The following is a 14952-nucleotide window of genomic DNA, read 5'->3' as shown; positions in this document are numbered from 1 at the left end:
ATCCAGTGTAAAGGTAATGAATATCAAATTTACTTGAATTTTTAATTGCTAATAGCAAAAACGTTATATCTTTGTAATAGATAATATTAATCAAATGAACATTCAGCAACTGGAGTATCTTATCGCTGTAGATAAGTATAAACATTTTGGTAAGGCCGCTCAGGCGTGTTTTATTACCCAACCTACGTTAAGTGCCATGATACAGAAATTTGAGGATGAACTGGATGTAAAGGTTTTCGACAGAACTACCCACCCGATCCGTACCACGGATGTAGGTCTTCAGATTATTGATCAGGCAAAGGTAATTATCGAGTCTGTCAATGAGCTGAAAAACAAAGCCAACCTTTTGAACAATATTTTAGGAGGTACCATCAATCTGGGAATCATTCCTACCGTTTCTTCTTTCATCCTGCCAACGGAAATTTTCAAATTCCTTGAAGATAATCCGAAAATTCAGATGAATGTAAAAGAAATGACAACTGATAATATTATTAAAGCTCTGAAAGCAGGAGAACTGGATGCGGGAATTATCTCTACTCCTTACGATACGGCTGATGAGTTTTATCAGGATTTCCTGTTCAACGAGGAGCTCATGATTTACAGCTCCAATACAGAGGCTAATAAAAAGAATTCTTACATCATTCCGGAAGATCTGAATGTGGAGAAAGTATGGCTGCTTGAAGAAGGAAACTGCCTGAGAAATCAGTTTGAAAATATCTGCCACCTGAAAGAAAATACCCTGAAGCCTAAAAATTTGGATTTCCTGGCTTCCAATATCCAGACTCTGGTACACATGGTTGATAAAGTAGGAGGAATAAGTATTCTTCCGGAACTGGCATTGAGCCAGCTTTCAGAAGAGCAGAAGAAAAATGTCTTCAGATTCAAAAAGCCTTTCCCTTACAGAGAAATCAGTATTATTTATTATAAGCCTACATTTAAGCAAAAGATTATTGATGAATTGTCACATTCTATCAAAACTTCTTTAGAGCTTAAGCTGAATTACCACGAAAGTCCGAAAGAATTTGTAAGCATTAAGCCTCAGTAATCGAAATGCTTTAAAGTGATAGAAATCATCAATTTAAATAAAATTGTAATTAGTAAACAAAATTTTTGAGTATTAGGAAAATAGTACTTAAATTTGCTGACGTTTATTACGAGGAAAAATTTGACCTGATTGCAACCTCTATAAAAAAATGCTAAAACAGTATTCTTTTTTCTGGGCAATTTCATTCATATTTTTCGCAAACACTATTTTAAATCTTTAAAAACAAAAGAATTATATGTCTTATTTATTTACATCTGAATCAGTTTCAGAAGGACATCCGGATAAAATTGCCGACCAAATTTCCGATGCATTAATCGACCATTTCTTAGCATATGATAAAGATTCAAAAGTAGCATGTGAAACTCTTGTAACTACCGGACAGGTGGTATTGGCAGGAGAAGTAAAATCAGATGCTTACCTTGATGTACAGACAATTGCCAGAGAAGTAATCAACGGTATCGGATATACAAAAGGAGAATATATGTTCAATGGAGACTCGTGTGGAGTTATTTCTGCAATCCATGAACAGTCGCCAGATATCAACCAGGGTGTTGACAGAGCAGTAAATGATGAGTCTTTTGAAGCTAAAGCAAATGCACAGGGCGCCGGAGACCAGGGAATGATGTTCGGGTATGCCACTAATGAAACGGCTAATTATATGCCGCTTGCACTGGATCTTGCCCACACGATCCTTAAAGAACTTTCTGCTATCAGAAGAGAAAATAAGGAGATCACTTATCTTCGTCCGGATGCAAAAAGCCAGGTAACGATTGAGTATTCTGATGATCATAAGCCTATCAGAATTGATTCTATTGTAGTTTCTACTCAGCACGATGATTTTGGTACGGAAGAAGAAATGTTGAACAAGATTCGTGAGGATATTAAAAATATTCTGGTTCCAAGAGTTGTTGCACAGCAAACTGAAGAAATCAAAGCTTTATTCAACGATCAGATCAAATATCACATCAATCCTACAGGGAAATTTGTAATCGGAGGACCTCACGGAGATACCGGCCTTACAGGTAGAAAAATCATCGTAGATACTTACGGTGGTAAAGGAGCTCACGGTGGTGGTGCTTTCTCTGGAAAAGATCCTTCTAAAGTAGACAGAAGTGCTGCGTATGCAACAAGGCATATTGCTAAAAACCTGGTGGCGGCAGGAGTAGCGGATGAAGTTCTGGTACAGGTTTCTTATGCCATTGGAGTAGCTGAGCCTTGTGGTTTATATATCAATACTTACGGAACTGCAAAAGTGGACCTTCATGATGGGGAAATCGCGAAAAAAGTTTCTGCTATTTTCGATTTAAGACCTTATGCTATTGAGCAGAACTTAAAATTAAGGAACCCTATTTATCAGGAAACAGCTTCTTACGGGCACATGGGTAAAGAGCATTATGTAGCTGATAAAACTTTTAATAAAGGTCATAAGAATGAGATTACGTTAAAAGATCTTGAGTTCTTTACCTGGGAGAAACTTGACAAAGTAGAGGAAATTAAAGCCGCTTTTGGAATTTAATTTCTCTTTAAAGAATAATAAATGAACTGCTTTATCTTTGGATAAGGCAGTTTTTTTTAATTTTACACCTTAATAATATAGAAAGATGATGAATTTTAGAACTGTAGTTGCCGCCCTGTCTCTGTTTTTGCTAAGTACATTAGTAAAAGCTCAATATACCATGCATAAAATGATCAGTGTCGGGTATACTTACCAGAATCAAAGTTTTGGTGAAGTAGGAGGGAAATTACTTTTTCTTAAAAATGATGATGTAATTTACAGATTGGGAGGTTCTGCCATGATGGGATCTGTGGATTCCAAATTTGCTATTATGCCGAAACTGCAGGCAGATGTACTTCTTAATTTTGAAAAGAATGTAGACTTCTATCACTCTTATTATTTTTTAGCAGGCGTTGAAGGGACCAATAAATACATTGCTCCTAAAATAGGAGTTACCTTATTCGGGATGCTGGATCTCACCGGAGGATATGCTTTTCCTGTTGGAGATACCCGTCTGAACGGAAAAGAGATGAAAGGGCTTAATATTAATTTTACATTAAATATTCCTACCGTATTCATTCATGATATGTTTAAATGATTTTTTTTAGATTTTTCTCTATAAAATTTAATAATAGGTTAACAGTTATTAAAAAATTATTATATTTACATCATAATAATTTGTACCGCCTATAGAAGAGACTCTACTCTAGAACTGTTTTGTTTACACAGCAAAGGCCAGAAGAAATATCTGGAGGAATACCTGTCTGCAAATATTTATATTGAGAAGAGTTATGAAATCAAAATCGGATAGTTTACTAATTTCCCTTTACCAGAAAGGTGATGAGGCGGCCTTGTCAACCCTCATACACCGACATCAGAGAGAGCTTTTTACATTCATTTTTTACAAAATTAATGATGAAGATTTGGCCAATGATATCTTTCAGGATACATTCATGAAAATCATTGTGATGCTAAAAGAAGGACGCTATAATGAAGAAGGTAAATTTATTCTTTGGGCGAAAAGAATTTCTCACAATTTAATCATCGATCATTTCAGATCAAAAGCAAAGAATATCAAAGTTTCGGAAACTACTTTTGAAACTGATGAATATTCTATTTTTGATTTAATCAGAGAACCGTCAGAAAATATTGAAGATCAGCTGGTAACCAATCAGATTCAGGAGGATCTTCTGAGGATGCTGCAGTTTTTGCCGCAAAATCAACAGGAAGTAATCAAACTGAGGTTTTTCGATGGTTTAAGCTTCAAAGAAATTGCAGATCATACAGAGATGAGTATTAATACAACTTTAGGAAGAGTACGATATGCACTGATCAACCTGAGAAAAATCATGGACGAAAATAATATAATATTAACGAGATAAATAATATTTCAGAAAATTTCACGTTTTAAAGAAAACATACTTCGCCTATGAAAAAAAATGATTCTTTAAAAGTGAAAACTTTGAAACCTAAGAAACAAACAATTGATTTTTTGCTGAATTTTTCTAAAAGCCTTGAGATTGTGAAAAGCAAGAGCAAAAATTATCCTATTACAAAAAATTAAAATTATTAACTTTGTGCTGTATGAAAATGCAGCACGTTTTTTTTGACCTGGATAATACACTCTGGGATCATCGCAGAAATGCCTATCTCACCATCAAAGATCTTTTTGAAAAACAGGAAATTACTTTAAAGCATCATATTAACTTTGAAGAGTTTCATTCTGTGTATCACGACATCAACGAAGAGTTGTGGGAAAAGATCAGGGACGGGATTATTGGCAAAGAGTATCTGAGAGAACACCGTTTTTATGATTCATTCAAACATTTCGGAATAGATAATAAAGAGCTTGCCCTTTATTTTGAAGAACATTTCCTGGATAATATTGTGAGCCATAACGAACTGGTAGAAGGAGCAGAGGATGTTCTGGAATATCTGAAAGCTAAAAACTATACATTACACATTATTTCCAATGGGTTTCAGGAAGTGACGGAAAGAAAATGTACGCTTTCCGGAATCGCTCCTTATTTTACAACAATTACCAGTGCAGATGCCGTGGGAGTGAGAAAGCCTAATCCAAGGATTTTTGAATACTCGCTGGGACTTTCTGAAGCCAGAAAAGAAGAAAGTATCCTGATTGGTGACGACTGGATTGCAGATGCCATGGGAGCAACAGACTTCGGAATGGATGCTATTTTCTTTGATGTCTATAAGGAAGATAAACAGAAGGAAGGTTTAAAAGCCATTACTCATCTTCAGCAGATTAAGGAATACTTATAAAATAAAAGATAATAAAGTCTATACTATAAAAGCCATTGAGATCATCTTAATGGCTTTTTCGTTTTTTAATATTTTCTAAAAAATCAACGCAGACATCTGTGATCATCTGTGGTTAAATCCAAACTTTACCGCATTTATTTTTTACCGAAATCATTTTTCCCAATTCTTTCCCAAATTGATTGGCAACTTTGCTATATAATACTAACAGAAAGAATTAAATCGTATGAAAAATGTAAAGAAAATCACCGGAGTATTAATGATTATTTTTTTATTAATCGGAGGCTTAGTTTCCGCACAAGACAGAGCAATCACAGCAAATCAGTTACCAAAGACAGCCAAAACCTTTCTTGCAGTACATTTTAAAGGCATCCCTGTAAACTCTGCAATAGAAGACAGAGAAATTTACGGAGTAGATGAATACAAAGTATATCTGACTAATGGAATGAAAATGGAGTTCGACAGCAGCGGAGACTGGAAAGAAGTGGATGGTAAACACCAGAAAATTCCATATGGTTTCATCCCTGCGTCGATCAAAAATTACAGCACAAAAAATTTTCCCAATACTTACATCATCAAGATCGAAAAGAAAAGATGGTCTTATAAGGCAGAACTTTCCAATGGACTGGAGCTTGAATTTGACCGAAACGGAAATTTTAAAAAAATCGATGATTAACATTTAACCGAATACCAACACTCACTATTAGTTACTATGGTCAACTGGAATGTAATAAACAGCAATGGAAGAAAGATTTCTTCTGCTCAGATTAGAAAGAATATGGTTTCATTTATGACAAGGAATCATCCTTGCAGCATCATTGAATCTATTGAAAAAAAATACAGTGCCTATAAAATTCATTTAATGAATGGTCTGTGTCTTGTTTTTGATGCAGACGGCCGGCATGTGAAATCAAATTAGATGATTCATGAAAAAGAACCTGAAGGAAGGAGGCAGAGAGCATTTCCATTTTATAGATTTCTTATCGGTAATTTACCATATCACCCTTATACTGATGATATTATCGTAGACTTTCAGATGTGTATCTCTATCTAAGGCTTCCTCCTTATAATTTCCTATATTTGATATAAGTAAACCATGCAGCAGAGCATATAGATCCGGAATATGAAGATTTTAATAGTAGAAGATGAACCCGAACTGAAAGATACCGTACAGAAATTTCTGGAGGCAGAACACTTCATTGTAGAGTATGCAGAAAATTACAGTGGCGGACTGGAGAAAATTATTTCTTACGAATACGACTGTATTTTACTGGATATCATGCTGCCTGATGGAAACGGAATCGATCTGCTGAAAGAGATCAAAAAAATGCACAAGAAAGATCCTGTGATCATCCTTTCTGCCAAAGACTCAGTAGATGATAAGGTGGCCGGGCTGGAAATAGGAGCGGATGACTATCTTGCAAAACCTTTCCACCTTGCGGAGCTCATGGCCAGAATCAGGTCTGTGATCAGAAGGAAAAATCAGGATGGTGAAAATATCATCCGCTACAAAAATATCAGCATTGATCCGGAGAACAGAACGGTGAAAGTAGGCAATGAAGAGCTTGTTCTTAACCGCAAAGAATATGACCTTTTGTATTATTTTGTGATACATCCTGAAAAAACCTTACAAAAAACAACGCTTGCAGAAGCCATCTGGGGAGATTATATCGATCAGGCAGATAGTCTGGATTTTATTTATTCCCAGATTAAAAATCTTCGTAAAAAACTGAAAATTCTCCATGCAGAGGCCGATTTCCAGGCGGTGTACGGAATAGGATACAAATTGATGTGATGAAAATTTCATTAAAATATTACACGATAAAATACCTGATCATGATCCTGCTGCTGATTATAGCAGTATGGGCGGGTCTTTTTTATGCCTACATTCTGGATGAAGTACACGATAATGTAGATGATGGTTTAAGAGATAGGAAAATACAGATTATTAAAGCTGTTTATCTTAATCCTCAGTTGTTGAAGAATAATGAATTTGGATTCAATGAATTTAAAATCAATCCCATCAAAGCCGGAGATTATCAGAATAAAAGCAGGCTGTACAATAAGATGTACTATATGGAGTATGATGATAAAGACCAGCCTTACAGGGTTTTGGAAGCCGACTTTATTGATCAGTTCAAAGGGCATCAGCGGCTTGTTATCAGGACTTCAACGGTAGAAGAGGACGAATTGATATACGATCTCACAACAGCCTTAATCGTACTTTATATCCTTTTGGTAATTAGTATTGTTGCTGTAAACGGATATCTTCTTAATAAGGCGATGAGACCGTTCTATCAGATATTGGATAAACTTAAAAAATATCAGTTTGGAATTCCTTTTTCCCAGGAAAAACAGAGCTATAAGATCACCGAGTTTGAAGAATTAAATGTAGAAATCAATGAAATGATTGAACGTAATGAACTGGTTTTCTATCAGCAGAAACAGTTTATTGAAAACGCTTCCCATGAACTTCAGACCCCTTTGGCTATCGTGATCAATAAAATTGATCTTATGATTCAGAATGATGATTTAGATAAAAAGAATCTCAATTTTCTTACTGAAGTGAAAAACGACCTGAGAAGAATGGTTGGACTTAATAAATCCTTACTCATGCTTTCCAGGATTGAAAACAGCCAGTTTAATAAAACTTCAGACGTTGATTTTAACAGAAGGATCACCCAGCTTGTTCAGAATTATGAAGACTTTATTGCCTTCAAAAAAGTAGAGGTCAGCATTATTGAGAAAGGAAAATTTGTTGCTGATTTTAATCAGGATCTGGCAGATATTCTTTTATCCAACCTTCTTAAAAATGCAGTTAAATATAACCATCAGGAAGGAATTTTAAACATTATCGTAGAAAATAACCGGATAACATTTCAAAACAGCGGAAGTGCTGAACCTTTAGATAAATCCAGAATCTTTAACCGTTTCTATAAACAGGGTTCAGATCATACTTCTACAGGATTAGGGCTGTCTATCATCAAAACCATTATTAAACAATATCCAGGCTGGGATATTAATTATGAATATGGAGATCAGATGCATTACTTTATTCTGACAAAGAATAATGTCCATTAATAATACTTTATATCAATAGAAAAAGCCTTTCAAACGAAAGGCTTTCTTATGTTTAAAACTCAGATTAAAATCCTAAGCTTGTTCTTACTCTTTTCAGCGTTTCCAGCGCTATAGGTCTGGTTTTCTCTGCTCCCTGTTGAAGTTTTGCTTCGAGCTCATCGAGATTGTTCATATAATAAGTGAACGTTTCTCTTTCCTTCTCAAAACGTACCAGAATAAGATCCAGAAGTTCTTTCTTAGCATGTCCGTATCCGAAGTTTCCGGCAAGATATTTTGCTCTTAATTCTTCAGTCTGTTCAGGCGTAGCAATCAGCTGATAAATCTGGAATGTTTTGTCCGTATCAGGATCCTTAGGTTCTTCTAAAGACTTAGAATCTGATTCAATGCTCATCACCTGTTTTTTCAGCTCCTTTTCAGGTAAGAAAATGTTGATGATATTTCCTCTTGATTTTGACATTTTCTGTCCGTCTGTCCCGGGAACATATTTAGTGTCCTCCTGAAGTTCAGATTGTGGAAGAACAAGAATTTCACCCATCTGGTTGTTGAATCTTGAAGCTACATCTCTTGCAAATTCCAGGTGCTGAAGCTGATCTTTTCCTACAGGTACAATTTCAGCATCATACAATAAAATATCTGCAGCCATCAGAATAGGGTAAGTAAACAAACCTGCATTTACATCCTGAAGCCTGTCTGCTTTATCCTTAAATGAATGAGCTAATGTTAATCTTTGATAAGGAAAAAAACATGATAAATGCCAAGAAAGTTCACAGGTTTCAGCGATATCACTTTGTCTGTAGAAATATGTTTTTTCAGTATCTAATCCACAAGCAAGCCAAGCCGCAGCAATCTCGTAGGTATTTTGTCTTAAAGTCTGCGCATCTTTTATCTGGGTAAGTGTGTGAAGATTCGCAATAAATAAAAATGATTCATTTCCTTCCTGCTTGGATAGTTCGATAGCAGGAATAATGGCCCCTAATAAATTTCCAAGATGGGGTGTTCCGGTGGCTTGAATGCCGGTAAGAATTCTTGACATTTGTTTACAATTTATATTAAAAATTAATGAACAGCAAATTTACGAGGTTTGCCGGGAATAATGAAAGATAAAAGATAAAAGATAAAAGATAAAAGATAAAAGATCTTGTCATTTAAAATTCAATAGGGGGGATAACTCTGAGCGGAGCCGAAGAAAGCCCAGCCATCTTAAAATACAATATCCATTGGCTTTGCCAAGATCTACCAATCCGGATAATCTATCTATCTTTCCCCAATCATCTGAAAGCTCTTCGCAATCCGTGGAAAAATATTAAGGAATAACAATTTTTTCCCCTCCAAATTTCGGTTCTACTCCAAAAAGAAGATCCCAATAGGCTTTAGCTTTTGCCAGATACTCTCTCAAATTGGTTTTTAAGCCCGCATACTTATTCACATCCTCTGCGTTATATCCAAAGGCATCCATTCCATTTTTTCTGGCCAGAAAAACAGCTCTTTCATTATGGAATTTCTGGGAGATAATGACCAGTTTCGTCTGACCGAAAATGTCTTTTGCTCTTATTACAGAATCCAGTGTTCTGAATCTGGCATGGTCTAAAATAATTTTATCATGATGAACTCCTTGCTGCATCAATGCCAGCTGCATATCTTCGGGCTCATTATAATCTTTGGTGCTATTGTCACCACTAACGATGATGTATTGTATTTTTCCGCTTTTGTATAAATCGGCAGCAGCCTTAATTCTGTTGTAGAAATAAGCATTTGGGGTTCCGTTGTTCAGAAGTTTTCCGGTTCCCAGTAATAAGCCGGTTTTTGATTCCGGTACATCAGCAATATTGTTGGAAACAAATGGTGTACTGTCTTTTTTGATACTGTAATTTGCCCAGGCAACAAAAATAATTCCTGCAACCATAAGAAGCAGGAAAAATTTAATAATATTTTTGATTATTTTATTCATCTGAAAATAGATCTTTTAAAATTCCAAACCGTTTGGAAAAGCTTTTTTTCTGAATATTAATAAGAACGCAGCCCCTACCGTAATAGCAGAATCGGCAACATTGAAAATATATTTGAAGAACTCAATATGTTTTCCTCCGATCAAAGGCCAGCTGTCAGGAACGTACCAGTCTACTACAGGAAAATGAAGCATATCTACCACACATCCTTTCATAAAGGTGGAATATCCGTGCCCGAAAGGAACGATTTTAGAAATGCCGCCATAGCCAATCCATCGGTCAGTGCTGGCATCATAAACAGTTCCGCTGTCGAAGATCATTCCGTAGAACATTCCATCAATAAGATTTCCGATAGCTCCTGCAAAAATAATCGCCATTGGAACTAAAAGATAATTGGATGCTCCTTCTTTCAGCCATTTTCTGAACATATAGATCATCCCTCCGATCAGGAATACTCTTAAGATAACCAGAAAATATTTTCCGATAATTCCTCCGAAATGAAATCCGTACGCCATTCCAGGATTTTCAACAAAAGTTTTGTTAAAGAAACCATTGATGACAGGAATACTCTCATTCAGTTCAAAATGAGTTTTGATATAAATTTTTGAAGCCTGGTCAATGAACAACACTAAAAATGTTATTGCTAAGATCTTTTTCATTACTGTCCTTTAGGTTTTGAGGGCTTTGATGCCGGCTTTACATTTTTATTATCGCTTGCTTTCCTGACTACTTTCTGTCCATTGAATGAGCTCTTAACATGAGCTTTTTCAAATTTAATCCCCATCTCCTTCAGAACACTTTTCAGTGCACTCAGCTCCATAGAATTTTTAGGATGTACTATGATAGATTCCATTTCTTATATTTATTTTTTTACATTTTGGACAATTCATCCAGCCTTTTTCTGTCTTTCTCAGACAAATCATTCACTCCGTTTTTGCCCATCTTACTCAAAAGTCTGTCGATTTCTTTCTCCCGTTCGCGTTTATCAGAATTGAACCGGTCATCAATAGTGTAATTCTTCTGCTGATCAGGGAAGAATCTGTTTTTAATCCATTCTCTGTTGAAAAATATGACAACTACGGCGATGATCACTCCCAAAATTAATAATTCGTTCATGGGTATACATTAAAAATTAGGTTTATAAAGTATCCGTAAATACGTTATAAACCCAATGTTATTTTACAAACCTTACGGTTATTTTTGCATGTTTTTCGCTTCGATGCTCAGCGTAGCGTGAGGAACGGCTAAAAGTCTTTCCTTAGGAATCAGCTTTCCTGTTACTCTGCAAACACCATACGTTTTATTTTCGATTCTGATCAAAGCATTTTTAAGATCACGCACGAATTTTTCCTGTCTTCCTGCCAAAATAGAATTCTGTTCTTTGCTCAACGTTTCTGCTCCTTCCTCAAAAGCTTTGAAAGTAGGAGACGTATCATCAGTACCATTATTCTGGTCATTGATAAAACTTTCTCTGATAAGCTGAAGATCCTTTTCTGCTTTTTCTATTTTTTCTTTAATGATCGCTTTAAATTCCTGTAAATCAGCATCGCTGTATCTAACTCTTTCGTCTGACATATTCTTTCTCTTTTTTAATAAAATTATGAAATGGAATTTGAAATATAATAACTACATGTTAATTTTTTTCAACATTTATCTTAAAATTAACCTCATCTATTTCGATTTCGTTAAAATTTAAAAGTGAAGATACAATTTCTATTTTATTTGACAAGACTTCGGAAGAAATATATTCTTCATTTTTCTTAATCTCATTCAGGAAAGGAGAACTTTCTTCCAATGTGATTGAAATTCTGTCTGTCAGTTCAAAGTCTTTATCTTTTCGCAGGTTCTGAATTCTGTTGATGAACTCTCTTGCGATCCCTTCAGATTTTAACTCATCGGTTAACGTCAAATCTAATGCCACAGTTGTTTTTCCATCAGAAGTAACTGTCCATCCCGGGATATCTTTTGTAGAGATTTCCACATCATCAAGAGTGATCTCATATCCCTGAACGTCTATTCTTCCTTCTTTTTCAAGACCGGCAATCTGTTCTGCACTAAGATTAGCAATCTCTGCACCTACCATCTTCATATCTTTTCCTAATTTAGGACCAAGTGCTTTGAAGTTCGGTTTTATCTGTTTTACAATTAAATGGGATGCTTCTTCAGCATTAATTAACTGTAATTCTTTCACGTTCACCTCCTGCTTGATCAGATCTGCAACCGCAAGAATCTGCTCTTCTGTTTTAGCATCCAGTACAGGAACCAATACTTTTTGTAAAGGCTGACGAACTTTTACATTTTCTTTCTTTCTCAATGAGAAAACCATACTTGTAATGTTCTGTGCCAAATGAGTCTTTTCAACCAGATCCTGATCGATTAAACTTTCATCAACCACCGGGAAGTCTGTAAGGTGTACAGATTCACAGTTTTCCTTACCTGTTACTTTATTTAAATCCTGATACAACTGATCCATAAAGAACGGAGCAATAGGAGCGGATAATTTTGCTACTACTTCAAGACAGGTGTATAGAGTCTGGTAAGCGGAGATTTTGTCATCAGAATAGTCTCCTTTCCAGAAACGTCTTCTGCATAATCTTACATACCAGTTACTCAGGTTATCGTTCACAAAAGTACTGATCGCTCTTGCTACTCTTGTCGGCTCATAATCTTCGTAGAATGCTTTCACCTCCTTGATCAGAAGATTAAGCTCAGAAAGGATCCATCTGTCGATTTCCGGACGGTTTTCCACTTCTTTTTCTGAATAGTTGAAGCCATCCACATTCGCATACAAAGCGAAGAATGAATAGGTATTGTAAAGGGTTCCGAAGAACTTTCTTCTTACTTCGTCGATTCCTTCAATGTCAAACTTCAGGTTTTCCCATGGGTTGGCATTGGAGATCATATACCAACGCGTAGCATCCGGTCCGTATACAGCAAGTGTTTCAAACGGATCTACTGCATTTCCTAAACGTTTTGACATCTTCTGTCCGTTCTTGTCCAGAACAAGACCGTTACTCATTACATTTTTATAAGCAACTGAATCAAATACAGCCGTTCCGATTGCGTGAAGCGTATAGAACCATCCACGCGTCTGGTCAACACCTTCTGCGATAAAATCAGCCGGGAATGCTTTATTATTGTCGATTAATTCTTTATTCTCAAAAGGATAATGCAACTGGGCATAAGGCATAGAGCCTGAATCGAACCAAACGTCGATCAGGTCGCTTTCACGCTTCATTGCTTTTCCTGAATCAGAAACCAATACCACTTTGTCAACCACGTTTTTGTGAAGATCCACAAGTTCATAGTTAGACTCTGACATATTTCCGATGATGAAACCTTTGAACGGGTTTTCAGTCATCAGCCCTGCTGCAATTGATTTCTCGATTTCGTTATAAAGTTCTTCTACAGAACCTATGATTTTTTCTTCTTTCAGATCATCTGTTCTCCAGATCGGCAATGGAATACCCCAATATCTTGAACGGGATAAGTTCCAGTCGTTTACATTTTCCAGCCAGTTGGCAAAACGTCCTTCACCCGTAGCTTTTGGCTTCCAGTTGATGTCTTTGTTTAAATTAACCAGTCTGTCTTTTACAGCAGTCATTTTCACAAACCATGAATCCAACGGGTAATACAATACCGGTTTATCTGTTCTCCAGCAGTGTGGATAGGAGTGAACATATTTCTCTACTTTGAAAGCCTTGTTCTCCGTTTTCAATAAGATGGCAAGTTCTACATCCCATGATTTCTCAGGAGCAGTTCCTTCGTCGTAATATTCGTTTTTGATATAAGTTCCGGAGAATACCTCAGGAACATTTTCTCCTTTGATGAATTTCCCTTGTAAATCTACCAATGGTACAAGATTATCATTTTCATCTTTTACCAACATCGGTGGAACCTCAGGCTGAGCCATTTTAGCAACTCTCGCATCATCGGCACCAAAAGTAGGTGCTGTGTGAACGATACCTGTACCATCCTCAGTTGTTACGAAATCTCCCAGGATTACTCTGAATGCATTCTCAGGGTTGTCATTAGGTGTAAACCAAGGGACTAATTGCTCATATCTTGTATCAACAAGCTTTTCTCCTGTAAATTCTTTTAGTATTCTAAAAGGGATTACTTTCGTTTCCGGAGTATAGTTGGCAAAATCTTCATCTGTACCTTCTGCGTATTTTTTACCGAAAACTTTAGGTAAAAGAACGCTGGATAAAACTACTGTTACAGGTTCAAATGTATATTGATTGAAAGTTTTAACTAAAACATATTCAATATCTCTCCCTACGGTAAGAGCTGTATTGGATGGAAGTGTCCATGGCGTGGTCGTCCATGCAAGGATATGAACATCTCCGTCAACATCATTGAATAATGCTGAAGAGTCTTTTTTCACTTTAAACTGAGCCACAACCGTTGTGTCCGAAACATCACGATAGGTTCCGGGCTGATTCAGCTCGTGAGAAGAAAGTCCTGTTCCTGCTTTTGGAGAGTAAGGCTGGATGGTGTAGCCTTTGTACAACAAATCTTTGCTATACAACTGCTTCAACAACCACCAAACGGTTTCCATATATTTTGACTTGTACGTGATGTACGGATCATCAAGGTCTACCCAATATCCGATTTTCTCCGTAAGGTTATTCCATACATCGGTATAACGCATTACTGCTTCACGACATGCTTTGTTATAGTCTTCAATAGAGATTTTTTTGCCAATATCTTCTTTCGTGATTCCTAACTCTTTTTCTACACCCAGTTCCACAGGAAGACCATGCGTATCCCAGCCTGCTTTACGGAAAACCTGCTTTCCGTTCTGAGTCTGGTAACGGCAGAAAATATCTTTCAATGCTCTTGCCATTACGTGGTGAATTCCAGGCATACCGTTTGCTGAAGGCGGACCTTCGTAAAAAACAAACTCAGGATTTCCCTGACGAATCTCAACACTCTTATTGAAGGTTTTATTTTGTTTCCAAAATTCCGCTACATTCTCTGCTACGTCAATAAGGTTGAGGTTTTTGTATTCTTTAAATTGGCTCATTGTAAATATCTCAATATCGTTGATTAATTAAGTCTGCAAATTTACTAAAATTTGTCGGTTTATAATATATGTTTTATTT

Annotated in this window: 15 protein-coding genes; 8 read left to right on the top strand and 7 right to left on the bottom strand. The window is 36.2% G+C overall.

Annotation, left to right across the window (positions count from 1 at the left end):
* The first annotated feature begins 94 nt into the window (after nucleotides 1–94).
* The 8 genes from AC59HC_RS09535 (at nucleotide 95) to AC59HC_RS09500 (ending at nucleotide 7898) form a co-directional block, all read left to right on the top strand.
* The gene (locus tag AC59HC_RS09535) at nucleotides 95–1045 is read left to right on the top strand and encodes a LysR substrate-binding domain-containing protein (protein WP_047428937.1); all 951 of its coding nucleotides are present in this window, start codon (nucleotides 95–97) and stop codon (nucleotides 1043–1045) included.
* Between the two features lie 235 nt (nucleotides 1046–1280).
* Nucleotides 1281–2561, top strand: a complete 1281-nt coding sequence (gene metK / locus AC59HC_RS09530; RefSeq protein WP_202839927.1) for a methionine adenosyltransferase — start codon at nucleotides 1281–1283, stop codon at nucleotides 2559–2561.
* An 85-nt stretch (nucleotides 2562–2646) separates the two neighbouring features.
* Nucleotides 2647–3138, top strand: coding sequence for a hypothetical protein (locus tag AC59HC_RS09525; protein WP_411414503.1), 492 nt, complete (start codon nucleotides 2647–2649; stop codon nucleotides 3136–3138).
* A 193-nt stretch (nucleotides 3139–3331) separates the two neighbouring features.
* The gene (locus AC59HC_RS09520) at nucleotides 3332–3922 is read left to right on the top strand and encodes an RNA polymerase sigma factor (RefSeq protein ID WP_110009874.1); all 591 of its coding nucleotides are present in this window, start codon (nucleotides 3332–3334) and stop codon (nucleotides 3920–3922) included.
* 202 nt (nucleotides 3923–4124) lie between these two features.
* Nucleotides 4125–4820: a YjjG family noncanonical pyrimidine nucleotidase gene (locus tag AC59HC_RS09515; protein ID WP_496558493.1), complete on the top strand. Its 696-nt coding sequence runs from the start codon at nucleotides 4125–4127 to the stop codon at nucleotides 4818–4820.
* 223 nt (nucleotides 4821–5043) lie between these two features.
* Nucleotides 5044–5493, top strand: coding sequence for a PepSY-like domain-containing protein (locus tag AC59HC_RS09510; protein WP_496558492.1), 450 nt, complete (start codon nucleotides 5044–5046; stop codon nucleotides 5491–5493).
* A gap of 447 nt (nucleotides 5494–5940) precedes the next feature.
* Complete coding sequence (locus AC59HC_RS09505) at nucleotides 5941–6612, top strand: response regulator transcription factor (protein WP_202839917.1); 672 nt, start codon at nucleotides 5941–5943, stop codon at nucleotides 6610–6612.
* Entirely contained in the window at nucleotides 6612–7898 is a 1287-nt protein-coding gene (locus tag AC59HC_RS09500) for a sensor histidine kinase (RefSeq protein WP_343639442.1), read from the top strand. The genes AC59HC_RS09505 and AC59HC_RS09500 overlap by 1 nt, the downstream gene beginning before the upstream one ends.
* Before the next feature lie 64 nt (nucleotides 7899–7962).
* Here AC59HC_RS09500 and trpS read toward each other — a convergent pair whose 3' ends face one another.
* The 7 genes from trpS to ileS all read right to left on the bottom strand — a co-directional run bounded on the left by trpS (nucleotide 7963) and on the right by ileS (nucleotide 14873).
* On the bottom strand, nucleotides 7963–8931 hold the full coding sequence (trpS, locus tag AC59HC_RS09495; RefSeq protein ID WP_343639444.1) for a tryptophan--tRNA ligase: 969 nt from the start codon (nucleotides 8929–8931) through the stop codon (nucleotides 7963–7965).
* Nucleotides 8932–9201: 270 nt separating this feature from the next.
* The gene (locus AC59HC_RS09490; protein ID WP_496558491.1) at nucleotides 9202–9846 is read right to left on the bottom strand and encodes a SanA/YdcF family protein; all 645 of its coding nucleotides are present in this window, start codon (nucleotides 9844–9846) and stop codon (nucleotides 9202–9204) included.
* 15 nt (nucleotides 9847–9861) lie between these two features.
* Nucleotides 9862–10503: a lipoprotein signal peptidase gene (locus tag AC59HC_RS09485; RefSeq protein ID WP_110009867.1), complete on the bottom strand. Its 642-nt coding sequence runs from the start codon at nucleotides 10501–10503 to the stop codon at nucleotides 9862–9864.
* A complete protein-coding gene (locus AC59HC_RS09480) occupies nucleotides 10503–10697 on the bottom strand; it encodes a DUF2683 family protein (protein WP_110009866.1) in 195 nt (64 codons plus the stop codon). Before AC59HC_RS09480 ends, AC59HC_RS09485 begins: the two co-directional genes overlap by 1 nt.
* Nucleotides 10698–10714: 17 nt before the next feature.
* Nucleotides 10715–10960, bottom strand: a complete 246-nt coding sequence (locus tag AC59HC_RS09475) for a DUF6576 domain-containing protein (RefSeq protein ID WP_395971889.1) — start codon at nucleotides 10958–10960, stop codon at nucleotides 10715–10717.
* 78 nt (nucleotides 10961–11038) lie between these two features.
* Complete coding sequence (locus AC59HC_RS09470) at nucleotides 11039–11419, bottom strand: TraR/DksA family transcriptional regulator (RefSeq protein WP_002983772.1); 381 nt, start codon at nucleotides 11417–11419, stop codon at nucleotides 11039–11041.
* A gap of 58 nt (nucleotides 11420–11477) precedes the next feature.
* On the bottom strand, nucleotides 11478–14873 hold the full coding sequence (gene ileS, locus AC59HC_RS09465; RefSeq protein WP_202839911.1) for an isoleucine--tRNA ligase: 3396 nt from the start codon (nucleotides 14871–14873) through the stop codon (nucleotides 11478–11480).
* Nucleotides 14874–14952 lie beyond the last annotated feature (79 nt).

It is taken from the genome of Chryseobacterium sp. DZ-32, from assembly GCF_059587025.1.
The sequence above is the reverse complement of the archived record's forward strand: the minus strand, read 5'-3'. Positions and strand labels throughout refer to the sequence as shown.

Bases quoted from the DNA above. Each gene is read 5' to 3' on its own strand.
- AC59HC_RS09515 (WP_496558493.1), top strand. From the start codon at position 4,125: ATGAAAATGCAGCACGTTTTTTTTGACCTGGATAATACACTCTGGGAT.
- AC59HC_RS09520 (WP_110009874.1), top strand. From the start codon at position 3,332: ATGAAATCAAAATCGGATAGTTTACTAATTTCCCTTTACCAGAAAGGT.
- AC59HC_RS09500 (WP_343639442.1), top strand. From the start codon at position 6,612: ATGAAAATTTCATTAAAATATTACACGATAAAATACCTGATCATGATC.
- AC59HC_RS09470 (WP_002983772.1), bottom strand. From the start codon at position 11,419: ATGTCAGACGAAAGAGTTAGATACAGCGATGCTGATTTACAGGAATTT.
- ileS (WP_202839911.1), bottom strand. From the start codon at position 14,873: ATGAGCCAATTTAAAGAATACAAAAACCTCAACCTTATTGACGTAGCA.
- AC59HC_RS09510 (WP_496558492.1), top strand. From the start codon at position 5,044: ATGAAAAATGTAAAGAAAATCACCGGAGTATTAATGATTATTTTTTTA.
- trpS (WP_343639444.1), bottom strand. From the start codon at position 8,931: ATGTCAAGAATTCTTACCGGCATTCAAGCCACCGGAACACCCCATCTT.
- AC59HC_RS09485 (WP_110009867.1), bottom strand. From the start codon at position 10,503: ATGAAAAAGATCTTAGCAATAACATTTTTAGTGTTGTTCATTGACCAG.
- AC59HC_RS09490 (WP_496558491.1), bottom strand. From the start codon at position 9,846: ATGAATAAAATAATCAAAAATATTATTAAATTTTTCCTGCTTCTTATG.
- AC59HC_RS09480 (WP_110009866.1), bottom strand. From the start codon at position 10,697: ATGGAATCTATCATAGTACATCCTAAAAATTCTATGGAGCTGAGTGCA.
- AC59HC_RS09525 (WP_411414503.1), top strand. From the start codon at position 2,647: ATGATGAATTTTAGAACTGTAGTTGCCGCCCTGTCTCTGTTTTTGCTA.
- AC59HC_RS09535 (WP_047428937.1), top strand. From the start codon at position 95: ATGAACATTCAGCAACTGGAGTATCTTATCGCTGTAGATAAGTATAAA.
- AC59HC_RS09505 (WP_202839917.1), top strand. From the start codon at position 5,941: ATGAAGATTTTAATAGTAGAAGATGAACCCGAACTGAAAGATACCGTA.
- metK (WP_202839927.1), top strand. From the start codon at position 1,281: ATGTCTTATTTATTTACATCTGAATCAGTTTCAGAAGGACATCCGGAT.
- AC59HC_RS09475 (WP_395971889.1), bottom strand. From the start codon at position 10,960: ATGAACGAATTATTAATTTTGGGAGTGATCATCGCCGTAGTTGTCATA.